The organism is Paraburkholderia franconis, from assembly GCF_009362735.1.
GTDB lineage: Bacteria > Pseudomonadota > Gammaproteobacteria > Burkholderiales > Burkholderiaceae > Paraburkholderia > Paraburkholderia franconis.
Map to the genome: position 1 here is coordinate 82,461 of NZ_WHNP01000007.1, position 23,445 is coordinate 105,905.

A 23,445-nucleotide genomic window follows, 5' to 3' on the forward strand; every position below is an offset into this window, starting at 1 on the left:
AACTTACGCGGTAGCACGTGGAGTCGCCGCGGGTTGCACCCGCTGCCGGGCAAGACGTCACGGGTATGCGCTGCGGCCCGCGCCGCGCGTGGCCATCCGCCCAGCAAAAGCCAGCGATCACGGAAATAAGGTGCGATAATTACGCGATACACCGCTTTTCAGGCCCGACTCATGGCTATTACGCTCAAAAACGAAGACGATATCGCCCAGATGCGCGTCGCTGGACGCCTCGGGAGCGAAGTCCTCGACTACATCACGCCGTTCGTGAAGCCCGGCGTCACGACAGGCGAACTCGACCGCCTCTGCCACGAATACATGACGAACGTGCAAGGCACGATTCCGGCGCCGCTGAACTATCAGCCACCCGGCTATCCGCCGTTTCCGAAGGCCGTCTGCACGTCCGTGAACGATGTGATCTGCCACGGCATCCCCGGCGACAAGACGTTGAAGAACGGCGACGTGCTCAATATCGACGTCACCGTGATCAAGAACGGCTACTACGGCGACACGAGCCGTATGTTCATCGTCGGCGAAGGCTCGATCATGGCGAAGCGTCTCATTCAGACCACCTACGAATGCATGTGGCTCGGCATCGAGCAGGTGCGCCCGGGCGCGCATCTCGGCGACATCGGCTACGCGATCCAGAAACACGCGGAAGGCCAGGGCTACAGCGTGGTGCGCGAATATTGCGGCCACGGCATCGGCCAGGTTTTCCACGACGAGCCGCAAGTGCTGCACTACGGCCGTCCCGGCACGGGCATCGAATTGCAGCCCGGCATGATCTTCACGATCGAGCCGATGATCAACGCCGGCCGCCGCGAGATCCGCACGATGCCCGACCAGTGGACCGTCAAGACGAAGGACCGCAGCCTGTCCGCGCAGTGGGAGCACACGATTCTCGTGACGCCGACGGGCTACGAAGTGCTGACCGTCTCGGCCGGCACGCCGGCGCGCCCACAAATCGTGGCCGCCGCCACCGCCTGATTTCTCTGCCCCTTCGCCTATGAGTAGCGTTTCCGCCGTCGCCCTTTCCGATGCCACGTCGCTCAAGGCAGACTACAAGGTGGCCAAGACCCCGCTGATCGATCGTTTCAGGACGGCATCCAATGTCGACACGCTGATGCGCTCGCTCGCGCGCATCACCGACGATGCGTTGCGCGGCGCTTGGGCCGCATGCGATCTGCCCGCGTCGCTGGCGCTGATCGCCGTCGGCGGCTACGGGCGCGGCGAACTGGCCCCGCATTCCGACATCGACATTCTCGTCCTGCTGCCCGACGAGCCCGTCCCGCATCTCGAAGCCAGCATCGAGCGCTTTATCGGTCTTGCCTGGGATCTGGGGCTGGAACTCGGCAGCAGCGTGCGCACGGTGTCGCAGTGCATCGAGGAAGCCGCGAATGACGTGACCGTGCAGACGTCGCTGCTCGAAGCGCGGCGCATCGTCGGTAGCACGACGCTGTTCGAGGGCTTTTCGCTGCGCTACCGCGACGCGCTCGATCCGCGCGCGTTCTTCCAGGCGAAAGTGCTGGAAATGCGCCAGCGGCATGCGAAGTTCCAGGACACGCCCTACGCGCTTGAACCCAACATCAAGGAAAGCCCGGGCGGCTTGCGCGATCTCCAGCTGATTCTGTGGGTCACTCAGGCGGCCGGATTCGGCAGCAGTTGGCGCGAACTGGACAAACGCGGCCTCATCACTGATCGCGAAGCGCGCGAACTGCGCCGCAACGAAGGTTTTCTGAAGGCGTTGCGCGCGCGCCTGCATGTGCTGGCGGGACGCCGCCAGGACATCCTCGTCTTCGACCTGCAGACCGCACTTGCCGAGAGCTTCGGCTTCAAGGCCACGTCCACGCGCCGCGCCAGCGAGCAGCTGATGCGCCGTTACTACTGGGCCGCCAAAGCCGTCACGCAGCTCTCGACCATTCTGATCCAGAACATCGAAGCCCAGCTCTTTCCGAACACGAGCGGCATCACGCGCGTTTTGTCCGATCGTTTCGTCGAAAAGCAGGGCATGCTGGAAATCGCCAGCGACGACGTGTTCGAACGCGAGCCGAATGCGATCCTCGAAGCGTTCCTGTTGTACGAAAAAACGCCGGGCGTCAAAGGCCTGTCGGCGCGCACGCTCCGCGCGCTCTACAACGCGCGCGACAAAATGGACCATCGCTGGCGCCGCGATCCGGAAAACCGCCGGCTTTTCCTCGAAATTCTGAAGCAGCCGCAAGGCATCACGCACGCGCTGCGTCTGATGAACCAGACGAGTGTGCTGGGGCGTTATCTGCTGAACTTCCGCCGTATCGTCGGACAGATGCAGCACGATCTGTATCACGTCTATACCGTCGATCAGCACATCCTGATGGTGCTGCGGAACATGCGGCGTTTCGCCGTCGCCGAGCATGCGCACGAATACCCGTTCTGCAGCCAGCTGATAGCGAACTTCGAGCGTCCGTATCTGTTGTACGTGGCTGCCCTCTTTCACGACATCGCCAAAGGCCGCGGCGGCGATCATTCGACGCTCGGCATGGCAGACGCGCGGCGCTTTTGCCGCGAGCACGGCATTTCCGCCGACGATGCGGCGCTCGTCGTATGGCTGGTCCAGCATCATCTGACAATGAGCCAGGTCGCGCAGAAGCAGGATACGAGCGACCCCGAGGTGATCAAGCGTTTCGCCGATCTGGTCGGCACCGAGCGCCACCTGACGGCGCTGTATCTGCTGACGGTCGCCGATATTCGCGGCACCAGCCCGAAAGTCTGGAACACGTGGAAAGGCAAGCTGCTCGAGGACCTGTACCGCGCGACGCTTGCCGTGCTCGGCGGCGCCCGTCCCGACGCGCATTCGGAACTGAAGCAGCGTCAGGAGGAGGCGCTCGCGCTCTTGCGCCTCGAGACGGTACCTGAGAACGCGCACCGCGCGCTGTGGGACAAGCTCGACGTCGGCTACTTCCTGCGGCACGACGCCGCCGATATCGCCTGGCAGACTCGCGTGCTGTACCGGCACGTCGAGACCGCGACGCCTATCGTGCGCGCGCGTCCGTCGCCTATCGGCGAAGCGCTGCAGGTGCTGGTCTACGTGAAGGATCGCCCTGATCTGTTCGCGGGCATCTGCGCGTATTTCGATCGCAACGCGCTGTCCGTGCTGGATGCGCGCGTGAGCACCACGAAGCACGGCTATGCGCTCGACAATTTCCTCGTCGCGCATACCGAGCGAGACGTCCACTATCGCGACATCGCCAACCTCGTCGAGCAGGAGCTGGCGGAGCGCCTCGCGGCGGAAGGCACGCTGCTGCCGGAGCCGTCGAAGGGCCGTTTGTCGCGCCTGTCGCGCACGTTCCCCGTCACGCCGCGCGTCGACCTGCGAGCCGACGAGCGCGGCCAGTACTACATCCTGTCCGTGTCGGCAAACGACCGGCCGGGCCTTCTTTATTCGATCGCGCGCGTGCTGGCCGAGCACCGGGTCGGCGTCCATGCGGCGCGGATCAATACGCTCGGCGAACGCGTCGAGGACGTGTTCCTACTCGATGGGCACGGCCTCTCGGACAACCGACGACAAATCCAGGTCGAAACCGAGCTGCTGCGCGCGATCGCAGTGTGAGATTTCATGCGAGTCAAACTGACAGCCAAGCATCCGCGACCGGCTTCGTCCGAACGCGCCCCCGTCCGTCCGGGCAGCACCACGGCGCGCAAGCCGGCGCGGCCAGCAGCGCCGGCGGCCAAGGCCGCTCCGTCCACGGGGCCGCGCGGCGGTGCGGGTTCTTCCACATCGGCGGCCGCGCGCCGCAGCGAGACGGGCTCGACGACGCCCGAGAAGCGCTCGTTCGGCAAGACGGCGGGCGCGGCGGGTGAGCGCCGCGGTTCGTCCTCGGCACCGCGGGGCGGCGCTGGCGCACGCTCGGGCGACCGGCCGGCGCGTGCGACGGACGCACCGGCGCGCGGACGAAGCGAGTCCGGTGCATTTGAGCGTCGCTCTGCGGGCGAACGCCCGGCGCGCGCACGGAGCGAATCCGGCTCCTTCGAAGGCCGTTCTGCAGGCGACCGGCCGGCGCGCACACGAAGTGAATCCGGCTCATTCGATCGCCGTTCTGCGGGCGACCGGCCGGCACGCGCACGGAGTGAATCCGGTGCATTTGAGCGCCGTTCTGCGGACGACCGCCCGGCGCGCGCACGGAGCGAATCCGGCTCCTTCGAACGCCGTTCTGCAGGCGACCGGCCGGCGCGCGCGCGGAGTGAATCCGGCTCCTTCGAACGCCGTTCTGCAGGCGACCGGCCGGCGCGCGCGCGGAGTGAATCCGGCTCCTTCGAACGCCGTTCTGCGGACGACCGGCCGGCGCGCAAGCAAGCCACGTCCACAAGCGGTGGTTTCCGCCGCAATGCGGAGGCGCCTGCCGATCGGCGCGTTTCGTCCGATCGCCCTTCGCGCGGCGCCTCGACGGGCGAACGCGCGCCGCGCTTCTCGCGCGACGATGATGCGCCCCGCGCACGTCGCGCCCCACGCGACAACGAAGAGCGCCGCAGCGCGCCGCGTACGGCCCGCGCCGCAGATGGCGCACCATCGCGCGAACGTACGTATGCACGCCCCGCCAAGGCCGCGTATGAAGGCCGCGACGCGTCGCAAGATCGTCGCCCTCGGAGCGAAGGCGCAGCACGCCGTGCAACCGGCGACGAAACCTCGGCCCGCAGCGAACACACCTACGCAAAACCCGTCAAGAGCGCCTACGCAGACCGCGACGAAACCGTGCAGCCCAAATCGGCACCCGCGCCACGCACGAACAAGGCAAAGCGCGATGCCCGCTCGATCGAAGACAGCTTCGACCGTCCCGCGATGTTCGATCGCCCCGCCGGGAAGCCGGCGCGCAAATCGCGCCCTGCCGTGGAGCCGCGCCGCCGCGACGAAGGCGAGTACAACGACGTGCCGGGCAACCTGCGCCTGTCGAAGCTGATGTCCGAGCTCGGCTTGTGCTCGCGCCGCGAAGCCGACGAGTGGATAGAAAAAGGCTGGGTGACGGTCGATGGCGTCGTCGTCGATACGCTCGGCACGAAGGTCCGCCCCGACGCCGATATCCAGATCGATCCCGCCGCCCAGGCCGCGCAACTCAAGCAGGTGACGATCCTCGTGCACAAGCCGGTGGGCTTCGTCTCCGGCCAGGCGGAGGAAGGGTACGAACCCGCCGTGACGCTCGTCAAGCCCGAAAACCGCTGGGATGGGGACCGCACCGACATTCGCTTTTCGGCCGCGCACCTGCGTCAGCTGGCGCCGGCGGGCCGCCTCGACATCGATTCGACCGGGCTGCTGGTGCTGACCCAGGACGGGCGCGTCGCCAAACAGCTGATCGGCGGGAATTCGCAAATCGACAAGGAATATCTCGTGCGCGTCACGTACGGCGACGTCGAAACGGATGTCGAGCACCATTTCCCGCCGGAGAGCCTCGAGAAGCTGCGCCACGGGCTCGAACTCGACGGCGTGCCGCTCAAGCCTGCGATGGTCAGCTGGCAGAACGGCGAGCAACTGCGCTTCGTGCTGCGTGAAGGCAAGAAACGCCAGATTCGCCGCATGTGCGAACTGGTCGGCCTGCATGTCGTGGGCCTCAAGCGCGTGCGGATGGGCCACGTGATGCTCGGCGCGCTGCCGCCCGGACAATGGCGCTATTTGGGCCCCGACGAGTCGTTCTAAGGTCCGCAGGCATCGCATATCGTTCGTTTGAAAAAGCCCGCGCATGCGGGCTTTTTCTTTTCCGGCAAAGGGCCAAAGCGACTGCAGAGGCCCTGTCATCCGCTCATTCGTCGGATTCCGGATCGAGGTCGGGAAACAGCACCTCGGTAAAGCCGAACTTGGCGAAATCCGTGATCCGCATCGGATACAGCTTGCCGATCAGGTGATCGCACTCGTGCTGGACGACGCGCGCGTGAAAGCCTTCCGCGACGCGATCGATCGGTTTGCCGAACTGATCGAAGCCGTGATAGCGGATCATCGACAGCCGGGTCACGGCGCCGCGCAGCCCCGGCACGGAAAGACACCCTTCCCAGCCCTCCTCCGTATCCAGCGACACGGGCGTGATGGTCGGGTTGATCAGCACCGTCTCCGGCACGGACGGCGCGTCCGGATAGCGCTCGTTATGACCGAACCCGAAAATCACGACCTGCAGATCGACGCCGATCTGCGGCGCGGCGAGCCCCGCGCCGTTCGCATCGTGCATCGTCTCGAACATGTCCCGGACGAGGTCATGCAACTCGGGCGTGTCGAAGTGATCGACGGGCCTGGCGATACGCAACAGACGCGGATCGCCCATCTTGAGGATTTCGTGAATCATGTTGTGTGCCCCTCCAGGAGCTTACGCATACCATCTTCGTCGAGCACGGGGATGCCAAGTTCCTCGGCTTTCGCAAGCTTGCTGCCCGCTTCCGCACCGGCCACCACGTAATCGGTCTTCTTCGATACCGAACCGGCCACCTTCGCGCCTGCCGCCTCCAGCAACTCCTTCGCTTCGTCGCGGCCCATGCCCGGCAGCGTGCCCGTCAGCACGACCGTCTTGCCCGCCAGCACGCCCTGCGGCGCCTTCGGCGCGGGCGGGCCTTCCGGCCAAGTCACCTTGCCGGGCGCGCGCAACTGATCGATGACCGTGCGGTTGTGCTCCTCGGCGAAGAACTGATGAATGGCTTCGGCGACGATGGGCCCGACGTCGTTGACCTCCAGCAGCTCTTCGACCGTCGCGTTCATGATGGGATCGAGCGAGCCGAAATGTTTGGCCAGGTCCTTCGCCGTCGATTCGCCGACGTGCCGGATACCGAGCGCGTAAACGAAGCGCGCGAGCGTCGTGTGCTTGGCTTTTTCCAGCGAGTCGAGCAGGTTCTGCGCAGACTTTTCCGCGAAGCGGTCGAGCTCGGCGAGCGTCGCGAAACCCAGATTGAAGAGATCCGCGGGCGTACGCACAAGATTCAGTTCGACCAGCTGATCGATGATCTTTTCGCCCATGCCGTCGATGTCCAACGCGCGGCGCTGCGCGAAATGCCACAACGCCTGCTTGCGCTGCGCCGGACAGAAGAGGCCGCCTGTGCAGCGCGCAATTGCTTCGTCCGGCAGACGTTCGATGGCCGAGCCGCACACGGGGCACTCAGTCGGCATCACGAACTCGCGCGCGTCTGCTGGTCTGCGATCGAGCATCGCGCTCACCACTTCAGGGATCACGTCGCCCGCTCGCCGCACGACCACGGTATCGCCGATCCGGATGTCCTTGCGGCGAATCTCGTCCTCGTTGTGCAGCGTCGCATTCGTCACCGTCGCGCCGCCGACGAACACGGGCTCGAGCCGCGCGACAGGCGTGATCGCGCCCGTGCGGCCGACCTGCACGTCGATGGCGACGAGCTTCGTGAGCGCTTCCTGTGCCGGAAACTTGTGCGCGAGCGCGAAGCGCGGCGCGCGCGAAACGAAGCCCAGCATGTCCTGCTGATCGCGCCGGTCGACCTTGTAGACGACACCGTCGATGTCGTACGGCAGCGTCTCCCGCTTCTCGCCAACCTTATGGAAGAAGCCGAGCAGCCCTTCTGCGCCCTGAACGACGGCCCGCTCGCTGTTCACGGGCAAGCCCATCTCGTGATACCAGTCGAGCAGTTCGCTGTGCGTCGCCGGCATCTCTGCGCCATCGAGCGCGCCGATGCCATACGCGAAGAACGACAGCGGACGCTGCGCCGTGATCTTCGAATCGAGCTGCCGCAAGCTGCCCGCCGCCGCGTTCCGTGGATTCGCGAACTCGCGCTGGTCCGCGTCGCGCTGACGCTGGTTCAGGCGGTCGAAATCACGTTTGAACATCAGCACTTCGCCGCGCACGTCGATGAGCCTCGGCACGCGCTTGCCTTTCAGCTTGAGGGGAATCGAGCGGATGGTGCGGACGTTTTCGGTGACGTCCTCGCCCGTTGCGCCGTCTCCGCGCGTGGCCGCCTGCGTGAACTTGCCGTCCTCGTAGCGCAAGGAGATCGCAAGGCCGTCGAACTTCAGCTCACATGCGTAATCGACGGGCGAATGATGCAGCGTGTCCGATACGCGTTTGTCGAAGGCCGCAATGTCTTCATCCGAAAAGCCGTTGTTCAACGACAGCATCGGCATGTCGTGCACGACGGGCCTGAAGCCGCTCGCTGCTTCGCCACCGACCCGCTGAGTCGGCGAATCCGGCGTGATCAGATCCGGATGCTCGCCTTCGATCTGCTGCAGCTCCTTGAACAGCTTGTCGTACTCCGCGTCGGGCAGATCCGGCTGGTCGAGCACGTAGTACGCGTGGTTCGCGCGTTCGAGTTCGGCACGCAGCCACAACGCCCGCTCGGCGGGTGCGCTGGTTGCAGGATCAGGGACTTTGGTTCGGGCCATGCTGTCGGCGTTTCGGCGTATGTAATGGATGTCAGATTATCTCAGGAAGCGCTTCCCATGGCATCGGCCGAATGGCCAGTTTGGTGCGCGCGCAAACCCAACATGGCCTGCCGATCCTGGCCGATCGGCCAATCGATGCGCAAGCCGTTGACAGCGCGTCATCCACAATGCGAACTTGTCGCGTGCCAATCATTTCGTAACCGTCGACATGCCTGCATCCTTCATCCGCCTCATACGCTGTCTCTTCATCGTGCTGGCCACGCTCGCCGCGTGCCATGCGCGAGGCGCGCTGGCGAGCGAACAGGTGATCGACGTGCCGCTCGGTCAAGGCGCATCGATCTCCTATCTGCTGACCCAACAGGACGGCAGCCAGCCGCAGTGGGTGCTCGTAATGTTTCCGGGCAGCGAAGGCGATCTCGAACTCTCGCAGCAGCCAGGCGGCACGATCCATATGCGCGAGAAGAACAACTTCCTGATCCGTGCGCGCAACCTGTTCGTGGATTCGCTGTTCGCGACGGCCATCGTCGATGCGCCGTCGGATCAGCCGGGCGGCTATTCGGATGCATTTCGTGCGTCGTCGCGTTCCGCGCAGGATCTCGCGCAGATCGCGGCGAACCTGCGCACGCGCTTCCCACAGGCGAAACTCGTGCTGGTGGGCACGAGCCGCGGCACGATATCGTCGGCCTACGTGGGACGCGCTTTGCCGGATGTATGGAACGCCGTCGTGCATATGTCGACGCTCAGCAGCCCCGCGCGCGGCCAGGCCACGCCGCTGATCGGCTTCGACTACGGCGCGATTCGTCCGCGCCAGCTGTTCGCCCAGCACGCGGACGACGGCTGCTATCTCTGTTCCTATGAAGCCTTAAAGCGCATCGCCGACAGCGGCCAGTACGCGCTGATCACCGTGCACGGCGGCGACACGCGCAGCAAGCCCTGCGAGGCGATGTCGCATCACGGGTTCTATGGAAGGGAAGAGGCCGTCGTCGCCGCGGTCAAGGCCTGGATCAGCGGACAACCGTGGCCCGACGACGTGGGATGAACGGGCACGGCATACGCGTTGTCGATCGGTGCTGGCGCTTGGCGAACGCCATTGCACTTTCGGCGCGACTCCAAATGGAAACGCGCGGCCCAAATGAAAACCGCCCGAAGCATTCCCATGCGTCAGGGCGGTGTCATCGACGGCAGCATAAGCCGCCGCGTCATGCGCAAAGCCGCGTCGCGCGCCTACTGGCTGAACAGCCGCCGCGTCGCAGGCGAGCCGGCCGGAATGCCGGCCTGTTCGAGCTTCGCGTACAGCGTCATCAGCTGCTTCTCGATGGCGAGCAGCGCGCTTTCCGGCAGCGGCCGGCGGCCATCGTCGACCACACGTCCGCCGATGCGCTCTGCGAGCGACTTTGCGTAATCGCACATCAGGCGGAACGGCAGGATGTCTTCGTCGGCGACGGGCACGTCGAGCACCAGCGTGATCATCTGGCCACCCTTGTACGTGAGATCGTCGCGCAGGAAGTTGGTGTCGCCGAACTGCAGCATGAACACGGGGCTCTGCTTCGCGTCCAGCTTGACGAAACGCGTGCCGTCGCGCGACAGCAGCAGCCCGTCTTGCGACGCGACGGCCTGCACGTAGTTCGCTGACCAAGGCGCGCCGTCGGACAGCACGTTGATCGACAGCTGTGCGTCGCACTGCGCGGCAAAGCCGTCGAGTTCGCGCGCCATCGATACCGTTTCCATCATGTCCGGAAACTCGGGTGAAGCATCGAGCGCGTCGGCGAACTGCTGGACGCCCGTCACGAATTCCGAGAACTCCAGTTCGTTGAGCGGGCCGCTGCGATTTGCGAGTTGCGCGGCCGCGCGCAGCTCCTCGTAGCGCACGCCGCTTTGCAGCAGTTCCCACGCGCCGCCGCCTTCCGGCTTGCCTTCGATGTGCACCGGTTTGCTGCCCGCGCGGCGCAGACGCTGCGCGAGCGGCAGCACCTTGTCGCCCGCGACGGGAGCGGAAAGCCTGATGGGGACGATGCAGTCGATGCGCCGGTCGACGATCGCCGGCGGCGCAGACGAAATCGTCGTGGCGGCGGGCATGATCGGCTCGTTGCGCCCGTCATCGGCCTCGCGCTCGTCGTCCAGCTGCTCGCGTTCTTCGTCTTCAGGGAAACCGTTCGGCGACGTGTTCTCGGCCTGGATGTCGGCGGGCGTGTCGAGGGGAGCGGCGCCGCCGAACGTCGGCTCGACGCGCGCTGGCTCTGCATGCTCACCCGATGCGGGCTCGCGGCGCGTCGTCGGACGCGCCGGTTCGATGAATGGGCTCTGCTCGACGTGCTCGTCCCGAGCCGTGAGTTCCGCCGTGTCGGTGGGCATCGGCCGCGGCATCCTGCGGCGCACCTTCGCGCCCTGCCACGCGTTGTAGACCACCACGCCCCCGACCACCACGGCGCCCGCGCCGATCAAACCGAGTGTCAACTCGTCCATGCACGCTCCATCTGCAATTCTTTTCGCCGCTGCGCGCCGCGCCTGGCTCGCGCGGCTGGCACGCACTGCGTGCCGCCGCTGCGGGCGCCGGCGCGCAGCGAGTTCGATTCTGTGTTCAGCAACACTCGCGCGCGGCCCGAAGACCGCGCGCGAGTGGACGTTTAAACGATATTCTGGACAAATCCCGCAGCCGTTTCCATGTCGACGGCAACGATTCGCGACACACCCTGCTCCTGCATCGTCACCCCGATCAGTTGCTGCGCCATTTCCATCGCGATCTTGTTGTGGGAAATGAACAGGAACTGTGTTTTGCCCGACATTGCGCGCACGAGATTCGCGAAACGTTCGGTGTTCGCGTCGTCGAGCGGCGCGTCCACTTCGTCGAGCAGACAGAACGGCGCAGGATTCAGCTGGAACATCGCGAACACGAGGGCCGTCGCCGTCAGCGCCTTTTCGCCGCCCGACAGCAGGTGGATCGTCGAGTTCTTCTTGCCGGGCGGCTGCGCCATCACCTGCACGCCGGCGTCGAGAATCTCGTCGCCCGTCATGATGAGCTTCGCCTGGCCGCCGCCGAACAGACGCGGGAACAGCTCGCCGAAATGACGGTTCACTTCGTCGAACGTGCCTTGCAGCAGCGTGCGTGTTTCCTGGTCGATCTTGCGGATCGCGTCTTCGAGCGTTTCGATCGCGTGGATCAGGTCGGCCGACTGCGCGTCGAGGAAAGTCTTGCGTTCCGTCGCCGCTTTCAGCTCGTCGAGCGCGGCCATGTTGACGGGGCCGAGCGCCGTGATCGCGTTGTTGATGCGCGTCACTTCGCCCTGCAGATACGACGGCTTCATGTCGGGCGTGAGCTTGGCCTGCAGCTCAGCTTCGTCGACGCCCGCCGCCGTCAGCTGCTCGATGAACTGCTCGGCGTTCAGGCGCGCCGCCTGCTCCTTCAGCTGCAATTCGGTGATGCGGTCGCGCAGCGGCTGCAGCGCTCGTTCGCTGGTCAGGCGCAGCTCGTCGGACTGACGCAGCTTGCCCGTCAGATCGTCGAGCTCAAGACGCGCGGCATGCAGCGCCTCTTCCTTCACGCGGCGAATTTCGAGCGCGTCCTGCAAGCCCGTATGCGCTGTCTGCTCGTTGATCGTTTCGAGTTCGGCGCGCGCGTCTTCGAGCGAGCCCGCGACGCGTTCGCTCTGCTCGTGCGCGACCTGAATGGTGCGCTTCAGTTCGTCGATGCGATTCGCCATGTTGCGCGCGGCAAAGCGGGCATCGGTGGCGGCGCGGTCGAGATCGCGCGATTCGTTGCGCGCGTTGCCCAGCTCTTCGTCGAGCGCTTCGAACGCCAGTTGATTGTCTTCGAAGCGCGCCTGCAGTTCGGCGAGTTCGCCGTCGTGCCGCTCGAAGTTCGCTTCCGATTCGGTACGCAACGCGCGCTGCTCTTCGACCTGCGCGGTGATTTCTTCGAGTTCCTCGCTGATCTGCGTGCTGCGCTGCGTATAGCGCTCGTGCGCCTGCGTGAGCTTGAGCACGTCCATCTGCAGCGCGTGCACGCGCTGGGTCGCGCGCTCCGTCTGCTGGCGCACTTCCGTCAGTGCATTCGATGCCTGCGTATGCGCGACCTCGGCGCGAATCGCCGCGGCCTTGGCTTCTTCGGCGAGCAGCGCCTGCGCGCGCACCTGGCGCGTCAGATTTTCGATTTCCTGCTGGCGCGCGAGCATGCCTGCCTGTTCGGAATCGGCCGCGTACAGCTGCACGCCGACGCGCGTCACCACGTGACCCGCCTTCACGACGAACGCGCCGCCTTCCGGCAATTGCGAGCGCATCGAGAGCGCCTGGGGCAGATCGTCGGCGACGAACGCGTTGCCGAGCCAGTCGTTGAGCACGGCGCGAATGCCCGCATCGTCGATACGCACGAGCGACAGCAGCGGGCGCAGCGACAGCGGCGCGGCCACCGGCTGACCGGCTGCGGGCGGCGCGTAGAACGCGAGCTTCGCGGGCGGCGCGTCGCTGACGAAGTGCTTCACCCAGTCGAGATTCGACACTTCGAGCGCCGCAAGACGCTCGCGCAGCAACGATTCGAGCGCGGTTTCCCAGCCGGCTTCGACATGCAGCTTCTTCCACAGACGCGGCAGCGCGCCCAGCTCGTGCTTGTCGAGCCACGGCTGGATCTTGCCTTCCGTCTGCACGTTGTCCTGCAGCTGACGCAGCGCGGCCAGCCGCGCTTCGAGCTGGTGGATCTGCGCGCTTTCGGCCTGCACGCGCTCCTGCGCGGTGCGGCGCTCGGCGTCGAGACGCGGCAGCGTTTCCTGCGCGTCGGCGAGACGCTCTTGCGCATCGCGCAGAATCTCTTCGTGCTCGGCCAGCTGCATGTGCAGTTCTTCGAGCTGCGCTTCGTCCGGCGCATCGAGGCCGCCCGCTTCCGTCTTCAGACGTTCCTGGCGCTGTTGAAGCTGCTGCAACTGCTGGTCGGCGTTGCGCTGATGCGCGGCTTCGAGCTTGAGCGCCTGCTCGGTCTGCGCGATTCCGGCGCGTTCGTCGCTCAGTTGCGCCTGCGCGTCGCGCCAGCGCGCCTCGAGCGCGGGCATCGCGTCATGCCTCGCGGCGGCCGCCTCTTCGGCGATCACGGCTTTCTCATCGCCCGCCGCAAGCTGCTCTTCGGCGTCTTCGAGATCGTCCTGGGCCTTTTGCGCCTGCGCGAGCCACTGCTCGCGCTGCGCGGTCAGCGCGGCGATCTGCGCCTGCACGCGGTTGCGCGATTCGACGATGAACTTGATCTCGGCTTCGAGGCGGCTCACCTCGGCATTCGCTTCGTACAGCGCGCCTTGCGCGCCCTGCATCGCATCGCTGGCCGAATAGTGCGCGACGCGCAGCGTCTCCAGTTGCGCCTCGACTTCACGCAACTTCGCCGTGTGTGCTTCGAGGTCGATCTGCGCCTGTTCGATCGCGCGCTTCTGCTTGTCCTGCTCGGTGCCCGCTTCGTTCTTGCGCAACAGCCACAAGAGGCGCTGTTTCTCTTCGCCTTCGGCTTGCAGATCCTTGAACTTTGTCGCGACGACCGCCTGTCCTTCGAGCTTTTCCAGATTCGCCGTCAATTCGCGGACGATATCTTCGACGCGCGTCAGATTTTCGCGCGTGTCGTGCAGACGGTTCTCGGTTTCGCGGCGGCGTTCCTTGTACTTCGAGACGCCCGCGGCTTCTTCGAGGAACACGCGCAGCTCTTCGGGCTTGGCCTCGATGATGCGCGCGATCATGCCCTGTCCGATGATCGCGTACGCGCGCGGGCCGAGGCCCGTGCCGAGGAAGATGTCCTGGATGTCGCGGCGGCGCGCGGGAAGATTGTTGATGTAGTAGCTCGACGTGCCGTCGCGCGTCAGCACGCGCTTGACGGCGATCTCGGCATACTGGCCCCACTGGCCGGCCGCGCGGCCGTCGGCATTGTCGAACACGAGTTCGACGCTGGCGCGACTGCCCGGCTTGCGCGCCGTCGAGCCGTTGAAGATCACGTCCTGCATCGACTCGCCGCGCAGCTCCGAGGCGCGCGATTCGCCGAGCACCCAGCGCACGGCGTCGATGATGTTGGACTTGCCGCAACCGTTGGGACCGACCACGCCGACAAGCTGGCCCGGAACCTGGAAGTGCGTGGGATCGACGAATGACTTGAAGCCAGCGAGTTTAATCGAGGTCAGACGCACGGCGATATCGCTGTTTGAAAGTAATTGTGGAAACGGAACGCGCGGTTCGTGCGTGTTCGTATGTGGACCGCTTCAGGGTGCAAAGCCCGCGAGCGGCACAACGGAGCGCGAGCCCGCTGCGATTCCGGCGCCGCGGCGCGCCCTACGCTGCACCGCCGGCCAATGAGGGGCAATCATACCATCGCGCGTGGGCGATTCTTACCGTTGTCATCCGCGTTTCCGTCGTTGCCGGCATTCGCTTCTTCATTGGGCTTCGCCCGATGCACCCAGCTCGACAGCGCCGAGGCCAGCACGATGCAAGCGCCGCCCGCCCACTCGCGCGGACCGGGCACTTCGCCGGCGAAAAGCCAGGCCGTCAGCGCCGTCACGACGATCTCGAACAGCATGATGATCGACGCGCGGTTCGCGGGCACGCGCGCGAGCCCATATTGGACGAGCATGTTGTTGGTCGCGAGCACGAAGCCGATCGCGAGCACGAGCAGCGCCGCCGTGCCCAGGTGAGCGCCCGTCGGCGGCGTGGGCATCGCTTCGAAGAGCGACGCGCATCCGCCGAAGATGGCCGCGCCGCCAAAGATGATCGCCGTGCGCATTTCGGCCTTCATGTCGGGCAGCTCGCGGCTCGTCTTCAGGATCAGCACGTTGCTCATCGCGAAGCTCATCCCGGCTGCGAGCCCCGCCCATTCGGCGAGACTGCCCGGCACGGGAAGCCCGAGCTGCGGCGACCACAGCATCATCATCGCGCCCGCCAGCGACAGCGCGGCGAGCCCCGCGCCCGCCCACGTCAGCCGCTCGTGCAGGATGAAGTGCGCAAAGAGCGCAGTCCAGGCGGGCGTCAGATAGAACAGCAGCAGCACGCGCATCACCTGGCCGTGGATCGCGCCCCACACGAAACCGAGATTGGTGATGCCCGCGAACAGCGCGAGCGCGGGCAACAGCCAGTGCCAGCGGACGGTCTTGATCGCGCGGCGCCGGACCAGCAGCACGAACAGGCAGCCGGCGCCGCTCGTCAGCGCGCTCGCCGCCGTGCCGGTCACGCCGAGCGCGTTGAGCATCCGCAGCGGATACCACACCATGCCCCACACCGACGCGCCCATCATGATCGCGAGCGTCGGCCACGCGTTGCGAAGCGAGAGGTTCATCGCGGGCCACTCCGCGCGAGGTCCAACATGTCCAGCTCGTGCTGCATGCCCTGTCTGCCTTGTCTGCTTTGTCCGTTTCCGACGACGGCGGCGCGTGACCGCTGCCCTCCGTTGCCGTTGAATTCCGTTGAATCCCTTACCGCCGCGCCGGGATACCGCCCGCACTGCGTCTCCATTTTCTTCGCTGCGTTCTTCGTTGCCTCGCGCGCACCACCTGCGTCGCGCCTGCCGCGCCGTGCGTAGCGCGCCCCCGGGGCCTTGTCCGATCGGACGATGCGCCGTTCCGCAGCCCGCCGACACGCTATAATCGACCGCTCGTCGCCGGTGCTGCGCCGATGCCTGTCCGCCGGATGTCCCGCTGCCGCTGCCGTGCCCGATCTGGCGCGATCCGCAGCCGCTTCCGGGCCTTTCGCATTACGTACCTGGCAAGCATCGCAGCCGCCGCGCGCCGCCTTCACCTGTGTCAGTCCGTCCCGCAACACGCCGAACACACGCCCGAACCGCCAAGTGAATCCGCTACTCGACTCCCTCCAGCCCTATCCCTTCGAAAAGCTGCGCGCGCTCTTCAAGGACGTTACGCCGCCCGCCGTCCTCGCGCACATCAGCTTCGGGATCGGCGAGCCGAAACACCCGACGCCGGACCTGATCCGCGACGCCGTGATCGATTCGCTCGGCGGTCTCGCGTCGTATCCCGCGACCGTCGGCACGCCGGCGCTGCGCGAAGCGATTGCGAAGTGGGTCACGAAGCGCTACGGCCTGCCCGTCGATGCCGCCACCCAGGTGCTGCCCGTGTCCGGTTCGCGCGAGGCGCTGTTCGCGCTCGCGCAGACGGTGATCGACCCGAAGAAGAACGCGCAGGACGAGCCTGCGATCGTACTCTGTCCGAACCCGTTCTACCAAATCTACGAAGGCGCGGCGCTGCTCGCGGGCGCGCAGCCGTATTTCGCCAACAGCGACCCGAAGCGCAACTTCGCGTGCGACTACTCGGCCGTTCCCGAAGACGTCTGGGCGCGCACGCAACTGCTCTATGTCTGCTCGCCGGGCAACCCGACGGGCGCCGTGCTCACGCTCGACGACTGGCGCGAACTGTTCGAGCTGTCGGATCGCCACGGCTTCGTGATCGCATCCGATGAATGCTATTCGGAGATCTACTTCGACGAAACGCGTCCGCCCCTCGGTGGACTGGAAGCGGCGCACCGGCTGGGCCGCGGCTTCGAGCGGCTCGTGATGCTGTCGAGCCTGTCGAAGCGATCGAGCGTGCCGGGCATGCGCTCGGGCTTCGTCGCCGGCGACGCGTCGATCCTCAAGCAGTTCCTGCTCTACCGCACCTATCACGGCGCGGCGCTGTCGACGGTCTATCAGGCCGCGAGCATTGCCGCGTGGAGCGACGAGACGCATGTGCGCGAGAACCGCGCGAAGTACGTGCAGAAGTTTTCGACCGTCACGCCGATGCTCGCCGACGTGCTCGACGTCAAGCTGCCCGACGCCGCGTTCTACCTGTGGGCGAACGTCGCGCGCACGGGCCTGTCGGATACCGAGTTCGCCCGCCGCCTGTACGCCGACTATAATGTGACGGTTCTGCCCGGCTCGTATCTTGCGCGCACCGCGCGCGACACGAACCCCGGCCGCGATTTCGTCCGCCTCGCGCTCGTCGCCGGCGTCGATGAATGCACGGAGGGCGCGCAGCGCATCGTCGATTTCTGCCGCTCTCTGAAGCGCTAGCTTCGGGGCTGATTCCGGCCGGTCCACGCGGCGCACGAAAGCGCCGCCGCTGCGCCCTCGCCCGCTTTCCGATTTCAAACCTTTCTCTTCTGACACCACGAACATGTCGCAACAACTTCAGCAGATCATCGATACCGCCTGGGACAACCGCGCCGACCTGTCGCCGAAGGCTGCGCCCGCCGAAGTGCGCGAAGCCGTCGCGCACGCGATCGAGCAACTGGACAAGGGCGCGCTGCGCGTCGCCGAAAAGAAGGATGGCGACTGGGTCGTCAATCAGTGGCTGAAGAAGGCCGTGCTGCTGTCGTTCCGCCTCGAAGACAACGCGCCGATGCCGGCGGGCGGTTACTCCCAGTTCTACGACAAGGTGCCGTCGAAGTTCGCGAGCTACACGGCTGAAGACTTCGCCGCGGGTGGCTTTCGCGTCGTGCCGCCCGCCATCGCGCGCCGTGGCTCGTTCATCGCGAAGAACGTCGTGCTGATGCCGTCGTACACGAACATCGGCGCCTACGTCGACGAAGGCACGATGGTCGACACGTGGGCCACCGTCGGCTCGTGCGCGCAGATCGGCAAGAACGTGCACCTGTCGGGCGGCGTGGGCATCGGCGGCGTGCTGGAGCCGCTGCAGGCAAACCCCGTCATCATCGAAGACAACTGCTTCATCGGCGCGCGCTCGGAAGTCGTGGAAGGCGTGATCGTCGAGGAGAACTCGGTCATCTCGATGGGCGTGTACCTCGGCCAGAGCACGAAGATCTACGACCGCGAAACGGGCGAAGTGTCGTACGGCCGCATTCCGGCAGGCTCGGTGGTGGTCGCGGGCAACCTGCCGTCGAAGGACGGCACGCACAGCCTCTACTGCGCGGTGATCGTCAAGAAGGTGGACGCGAAGACGCGCGCGAAGGTCGGCCTGAACGAACTGCTGCGAGGCGACTGATGGCGCGCGCCGCGGCGAAGACGACCGTCGTCTACGGCATTCCGAACTGCGACACCGTGAAGAAGGCCCGCGTGTGGCTCGAAGAGCATGGCGTCGAATTCGAGTTTCACGACTTCAAGAAGGCGGGCGTGAGCGCGCCGCTCGTGAAGGGCTGGCTGAAGGACGTGCCGCTCGATACGCTCCTGAACCGGCGCGGCACGACTTGGCGCGGCCTCGACGACGACGCGAAGGCCTCCGCCGACAGCGAAGCGGGCGCAATTGCGCTGATGATCGAGAAACCCTCCGTCATCAAGCGGCCTGTCGTCGTGGTCGACGGACGCGTGAAGACGCTCGGCTTTTCGGCTGATCAGTACGCGTCGCTGTTCGACTGAGCGCCCGCGCTTTTCGCGCTGCGGCGCCACGCGTCGCGTTGCATTGCGGCGCGAGAGCGCATCGAGCGCGGAAAGCGCACCGAGCGCAACGATTTGCATGCTGTTGCCGGCCCACTCAGGCCGGCATTTTTTCACCTGAGTTTCAAGCGTGGACGCGCTCCGCGCATTTCATCTGCCAGTTGGTTGGAAGGAACTGAATCGATGTCCGGCACTCTTGCCCTTACCGAAGCCCTGATCGCGCGCGCGTCCGTGACGCCCGACGACCAGAACTGCCAGCGTCTGCTCGTCGAGCGCCTGTCCGCGATCGGCTTCGAATGCGAAACGATCGAATCGAACGGCGTCACCAATCTGTGGGCCGTGAAGCGCGGCACGATGGGCACGGACGGCAAGCTGCTCACGTTCGCCGGCCATACCGACGTCGTGCCCACGGGCCCGCTCGATCAATGGTCGTCGGCGCCGTTCGAGCCGGCCCATCGCGACGGCAAGCTCTATGGCCGGGGCGCTGCCGACATGAAGGCGTCCATTGCCGGTTTCGTGGTGGCGAGCGAAGAGTTCGTCGCCGCGCATCCGCAGCATCGCGGCTCGCTGGCGTTCCTCATCACGAGTGACGAAGAAGGTCCCGCGACGGACGGCACCGTGAAAGTGGTCGAAGCGCTGCAGGCGCGCGGCGAGCGGCTCGACTATTGCGTCGTCGGCGAACCGACGTCGGGCACGCAGTTCGGCGACACGGTAAAGAACGGCCGGCGCGGCTCGATGACGGGCAAGCTGATCGTCAAGGGCGTGCAGGGGCATATCGCGTATCCGCATCTGGCGAAGAACCCCGTCCATCTGCTCGCGCCAGCGCTCGCCGATCTCGTCGCCGAACGCTGGGACGACGGCAACGAGTACTTCCCACCCACCACATGGCAGGTTTCGAACCTGCACAGCGGCACGGGCGCGACCAATGTCATTCCCGGCCACGCGGACGTGATGTTCAACTTCCGCTTCTCGACGGCAAGCACGGTCGAAGGGCTGCAAAAGCGCGTGCACGATATCCTCGACAGGCACGGCCTCGACTACGATCTGACGTGGACTGTGAGCGGCCTGCCCTTCCTCACGCCGCGCGGCGAGCTGTCGAATGCCCTCGAAAAGGCGATCCGCGACGAGACGGGCATCGCGACGGAACTGTCGACCACGGGCGGCACGTCCGATGGCCGCTTCATCGCGCGCATCTGCAAGCAGGTCGTCGAGTTCGGGCCGTTGAATGCGAGCATCCACAAGATCGACGAACATATCGAAGTCGCACACATCGAGCCGCTCAAGAACATCTATCGCCGCGTGCTCGAACAACTGATCGCCTGACGGAGGGCCTTCCATCATGACTCATCCGTTTTCCACGGTTCGCGATGTGCTGCGCTACGCGGTGTCGCGCTTCAACCAGGCCGGGCTGTCGTTCGGCCACGGCTCGTCGAACGCCTACGACGAAGCCGCCTATCTCGTGCTATACACGCTGCATCTGCCCATCGATCTGCTCGATCCGTTTCTCGACGCGCGCCTCACGTCCGAGGAAATCGACGCGGTGCTGAAGGTGATCGAGCGGCGCGCGACGGATCGCGTGCCCGCCGCCTACATCACGCAGGAAGCGTGGATGCACGGCTACCGCTTTCATGTCGACGAGCGCGTGATCGTGCCGCGCTCGTTCATCGGCGAGCTGCTGCAGGACGGTCTGCAGCCGTATGTCGAGGACCCCGAACAGGTCGCCGCCGTGCTCGAGCTGTGCACGGGCTCCGGATGTCTGGCGATTCTCGCGGCGCATGCGTTCCCGAACGCCGACATCGATGCCGTCGATCTGTCGCCCACCGCGCTCGAAGTGGCGGCGCGCAATGTCCACGACTACAAACTCGACGATCGCATCGCGCTCTTCGAAGGCGATCTGTACGCGCCGCTGCCCGAGCGCCGCTACGACGTGATCATCACGAACCCGCCGTACGTGAACGCGGAATCGATGAAGGCGCTGCCGGCCGAATACCGGCACGAGCCGGAAATGGCGCTGGCGGGCGGCGCGGACGGCATGGACATCGTGCGCCGCATCATCGCCGACGCGCGCAACTGGCTGACCGACGACGGCGTGCTCGTCGTCGAAATCGGCAACGAGCGCGCGCATGTCGAAGCGGCGTTCGGCGGCCTCGACCTCGTGTGGATGTCGACGAGCGCCGGCGACGACAACGTCTTCCTGATCCAGGCGAACGATCTGCCCGCCTGATCCGGCGCCAGCGCCTGCCTCGCCGCAGACGCCTTCTCGTCGCATCGCACAACGCACGCCGCCCCCGCCCGACGCCGTGCGTTGTGTACTTTTCGGGCAGCCCTCGCCGTGCGCTTCGGCTCGTTGTGTCGTCATCGGATCATGCAAGAAAGCCCGCTGCCGATTGCCGACGGGCAGACCGCGATGCGAACGCTTTCGGTAATATGAGCGCGACCGCGCTGCCGTAACCCCAAGGCAACATAAGGCAACACCGGGCAACCTCAGGCAACATAAGGTAGCACTCACGACAGTCATCCACGCGCAGCGCGACGATCAACGTTCGCACGCTTATGCAATTCGATCTGCTTCACGTCGGCACGCTCGTGTTTCTCGCTCATATGCTGGGCGTGATCGCCGCGTGCCATGCCATTCTGCACACCCGCACGTCGCAAGGCGCGATTGCGTGGGCGGTGTCGCTCGTCGCGATGCCGTATCTGACGCTGGTCCCTTACCTCTTTCTCGGGCGCAGCAAGTTCGCCGGCTATGCGGATGCGCGCCGCATCGAAAACGAGATGCTGCGCACGCGTGCGCATCCGCCGGAATGGGATAGCGCGGCGTCGTCGCCGGGCCGGCCGACGGAGGCGCTCGGACAACAGTTCGTGCGCTCGCTCACGCGTCTGGGCGGCATGCCCTTTCTGCCCGGCAACAGCGTGCGCACGCTCGTGAACGGTGAGGCAACCTTCGCCGCGATTCTCGACGCGATCGAAAACGCGAAGCGTTATGTGATCGTGCAGTTCTTCATCGTCCGCGCCGATGCGCTCGGCGAGATGCTCAAGGACCTGCTGATCGCAAAGGCCGCGCAAGGCGTGCGCGTGTACGTGCTGTACGACAGCATCGGCAGCTTCGATCTGCCGCATCGCTACGTGGCGTCGATGCTGGCGGGCGGCGTGCAGATGCATCCGTTCGCGACGAACCGCAGGTTCGTCAACCGCTTCCAGCTCAACTTTCGCAATCACCGCAAGATCGTCGTGGTGGACGGCGAGCGCGCGTTCGTCGGCGGACACAACGTGGGCGTCGAGTACCTGGGCGGCAAGCCGCCGCTCTCGCCGTGGCGCGACACGCATATCGAAGTGCGGGGACCCGCCGTCGCGAGCATCCAGTTCGTGTTCACGGAAGACTGGTACTGGGCCACGCAGCAACTGCCGGAGTTCGACCCGGCGCCCGTTTCGTGCTCCGCGCCTTCCGTCTCGCCATCTGCTTCACCGTCCGTTTCGCCGTCTGGCGCAGCGAGCGACGGCATGCACTGCCTCGTCATTCCGACAGGCCCCGCGGACAAGCAGGAAACCTGTTCGCTCTTCTTCGTCGAAGCGATCAACGCGGCACGCGAGCGCATCTGGATCACGACCCCCTATCTCGTTCCCGACGAGGCCGTGTTCGCCGCGCTGCGGCTCGCGGCACTGCGCGGCGTCGACGTGCGCATCATGATCCCGAGCCGGCGCGATCACCGCGTGGTGTTCGAGGCGTCGAAGCTGTACGCGTACGACTCGATCCGCGCGGGCGTGCGCATCTTCCGCTACCGGCCGGGCTTCCTGCATCAGAAGGTAGTGCTGATCGACGATATCGCCGCCGCCGTGGGCAGCGCGAATCTCGATAACCGCTCGTTCCGCCTGAACTTCGAGATCATGGTGCTGACCGTCGACAGCAACTTCGCCGCCGAGGTCGAAGCGATGCTGCTGCGCGACTTCGACGAATCGTTCGAGATCGACCGCAGTGAATATCGCAATGCGCCTGCGCTACGGCGTGTCGCGATGCATGTCGCGCGCCTCTTTGCGCCGATTCTCTGACGCGTGGCGCGTGGCGCGTGACGCACGGCTGCTCAACGCGGCTGTGTAACGTTGCCGCCCAGGCCGCCTCAGGCAGGCGCCTCAGGCAGCCGTGTCAGGCAACCGCCTCAGGCAACCGTGTCGCTGCGCTACAGCAGCGCCTCGATATCGGTCGCGATCGTTTCGGGCTTCGTGGTCGGCGCGTAGCGCTTCACGACCTTGCCATTGCGGTCGATCAGAAACTTCGTGAAGTTCCACTTGATCGCTTCGAGCCCGAGCACGCCAGGCGCCTCGTCTTTCAGATGCTTGAAAAGCGGATGCGCATCCGCGCCGTTGACCTCGATCTTGTCGAACATCTGGAACGTGACGCCGTAGTTCTTCTCGCAGAACGCGCCGATCTGCGTGGCGTCGCCCGGCTCCTGCTTGCCGAACTGGTTGCACGGGAAGCCCAGCACCTGCAGGCCGCGCACGCCGTATTGCTCGTGCAGCTTCTGCAAGCCCGCGTATTGCGGCGTGAACCCGCACTCGCTCGCCGTATTGACGATCAGCATGACCTTGCCGTCGTAGAGGCCGAGACTGATCGGCTCGCCATCCAGCGAGCGCGCTGAAAAGGAATAGATAGAAGACTTGTCCGCTGCCATGTTTTTGCTCTCCAGGAATATCGCCAGTCTACGGACTTGAGCGCCGCGCGCCACCTGGCCGATTGGCCAATGCCTGAGCTTGCGCCGCACAGTCTAAAATAGCGTTTTTC

At 65.6% G+C, this 23,445-nt stretch carries 16 protein-coding genes; 10 read left to right on the forward strand and 6 right to left on the reverse strand.

What is annotated here, in order from left to right:
- Positions 1-171: 171 nt before the first annotated feature.
- The 3 genes from map to GCT13_RS50820 all read left to right on the forward strand — a co-directional run bounded on the left by map (position 172) and on the right by GCT13_RS50820 (position 5,659).
- Positions 172-984, forward strand: a complete 813-nt coding sequence (gene map / locus GCT13_RS09980; RefSeq protein ID WP_152757440.1) for a type I methionyl aminopeptidase — start codon at positions 172-174, stop codon at positions 982-984.
- A 19-nt stretch (positions 985-1,003) separates the two neighbouring features.
- A complete protein-coding gene (locus tag GCT13_RS09985; RefSeq protein ID WP_152757442.1) occupies positions 1,004-3,583 on the forward strand; it encodes a [protein-PII] uridylyltransferase in 2,580 nt (859 codons plus the stop codon).
- A 1,140-nt stretch (positions 3,584-4,723) separates the two neighbouring features.
- On the forward strand, positions 4,724-5,659 hold the full coding sequence (locus GCT13_RS50820) for a pseudouridine synthase (protein ID WP_321574270.1): 936 nt from the start codon (positions 4,724-4,726) through the stop codon (positions 5,657-5,659).
- A gap of 103 nt (positions 5,660-5,762) precedes the next feature.
- Here GCT13_RS50820 and def read toward each other — a convergent pair whose 3' ends face one another.
- Positions 5,763-6,296, reverse strand: a complete 534-nt coding sequence (def, locus tag GCT13_RS09995) for a peptide deformylase (protein WP_152757446.1) — start codon at positions 6,294-6,296, stop codon at positions 5,763-5,765.
- Complete coding sequence (gene ligA / locus GCT13_RS10000; protein WP_152757448.1) at positions 6,293-8,344, reverse strand: NAD-dependent DNA ligase LigA; 2,052 nt, start codon at positions 8,342-8,344, stop codon at positions 6,293-6,295. Before ligA ends, def begins: the two co-directional genes overlap by 4 nt.
- A 208-nt stretch (positions 8,345-8,552) precedes the next feature.
- On the opposite strand from ligA, the gene GCT13_RS10005 reads away from it, so the two are divergent.
- Positions 8,553-9,383, forward strand: a complete 831-nt coding sequence (locus GCT13_RS10005; RefSeq protein WP_152757450.1) for an alpha/beta hydrolase family protein — start codon at positions 8,553-8,555, stop codon at positions 9,381-9,383.
- Positions 9,384-9,568: 185 nt separating this feature from the next.
- On the opposite strand, the gene GCT13_RS10010 is transcribed toward GCT13_RS10005, so the two are convergent.
- From GCT13_RS10010 to GCT13_RS10020, 3 genes are all read right to left on the reverse strand, one after another.
- Positions 9,569-10,807 carry a cell division protein ZipA C-terminal FtsZ-binding domain-containing protein gene (locus GCT13_RS10010; RefSeq protein ID WP_152757452.1) on the reverse strand — a complete coding sequence of 413 codons (1,239 nt, stop codon included), beginning with the start codon at positions 10,805-10,807 and terminating at the stop codon, positions 9,569-9,571.
- Positions 10,808-10,968: 161 nt separating this feature from the next.
- Positions 10,969-14,487 carry a chromosome segregation protein SMC gene (gene smc, locus GCT13_RS10015; RefSeq protein WP_321574271.1) on the reverse strand — a complete coding sequence of 1,173 codons (3,519 nt, stop codon included), beginning with the start codon at positions 14,485-14,487 and terminating at the stop codon, positions 10,969-10,971.
- 173 nt (positions 14,488-14,660) lie between these two features.
- Positions 14,661-15,626 carry a DMT family transporter gene (locus tag GCT13_RS10020; protein ID WP_152757454.1) on the reverse strand — a complete coding sequence of 322 codons (966 nt, stop codon included), beginning with the start codon at positions 15,624-15,626 and terminating at the stop codon, positions 14,661-14,663.
- Positions 15,627-16,133: 507 nt separating this feature from the next.
- On the opposite strand from GCT13_RS10020, the gene dapC reads away from it, so the two are divergent.
- The 6 genes from dapC to cls all read left to right on the forward strand — a co-directional run bounded on the left by dapC (position 16,134) and on the right by cls (position 22,715).
- Positions 16,134-17,348 (forward strand): succinyldiaminopimelate transaminase, encoded by a 1,215-nt coding sequence (gene dapC, locus GCT13_RS10025; RefSeq protein WP_321574272.1) that lies wholly within the window; start codon positions 16,134-16,136, stop codon positions 17,346-17,348.
- A 103-nt stretch (positions 17,349-17,451) separates the two neighbouring features.
- The gene (dapD, locus tag GCT13_RS10030; protein WP_087735384.1) at positions 17,452-18,279 is read left to right on the forward strand and encodes a 2,3,4,5-tetrahydropyridine-2,6-dicarboxylate N-succinyltransferase; all 828 of its coding nucleotides are present in this window, start codon (positions 17,452-17,454) and stop codon (positions 18,277-18,279) included.
- Positions 18,279-18,650: an ArsC family reductase gene (locus tag GCT13_RS10035; protein ID WP_152757456.1), complete on the forward strand. Its 372-nt coding sequence runs from the start codon at positions 18,279-18,281 to the stop codon at positions 18,648-18,650. Before dapD ends, GCT13_RS10035 begins: the two co-directional genes overlap by 1 nt.
- 201 nt (positions 18,651-18,851) lie before the next feature.
- Positions 18,852-19,991 (forward strand): succinyl-diaminopimelate desuccinylase, encoded by a 1,140-nt coding sequence (dapE, locus tag GCT13_RS10040; RefSeq protein WP_152757458.1) that lies wholly within the window; start codon positions 18,852-18,854, stop codon positions 19,989-19,991.
- Between the two features lie 16 nt (positions 19,992-20,007).
- Positions 20,008-20,892 carry a 50S ribosomal protein L3 N(5)-glutamine methyltransferase gene (gene prmB, locus GCT13_RS10045; protein ID WP_152757460.1) on the forward strand — a complete coding sequence of 295 codons (885 nt, stop codon included), beginning with the start codon at positions 20,008-20,010 and terminating at the stop codon, positions 20,890-20,892.
- Positions 20,893-21,221: 329 nt separating this feature from the next.
- Positions 21,222-22,715 (forward strand): cardiolipin synthase, encoded by a 1,494-nt coding sequence (cls, locus tag GCT13_RS10050; RefSeq protein ID WP_152757462.1) that lies wholly within the window; start codon positions 21,222-21,224, stop codon positions 22,713-22,715.
- Positions 22,716-22,843: 128 nt separating this feature from the next.
- Here the strand turns inward: cls and GCT13_RS10055 are convergent, their stop codons facing one another.
- A complete protein-coding gene (locus GCT13_RS10055) occupies positions 22,844-23,335 on the reverse strand; it encodes a glutathione peroxidase (protein ID WP_152757464.1) in 492 nt (163 codons plus the stop codon).
- Positions 23,336-23,445 lie beyond the last annotated feature (110 nt).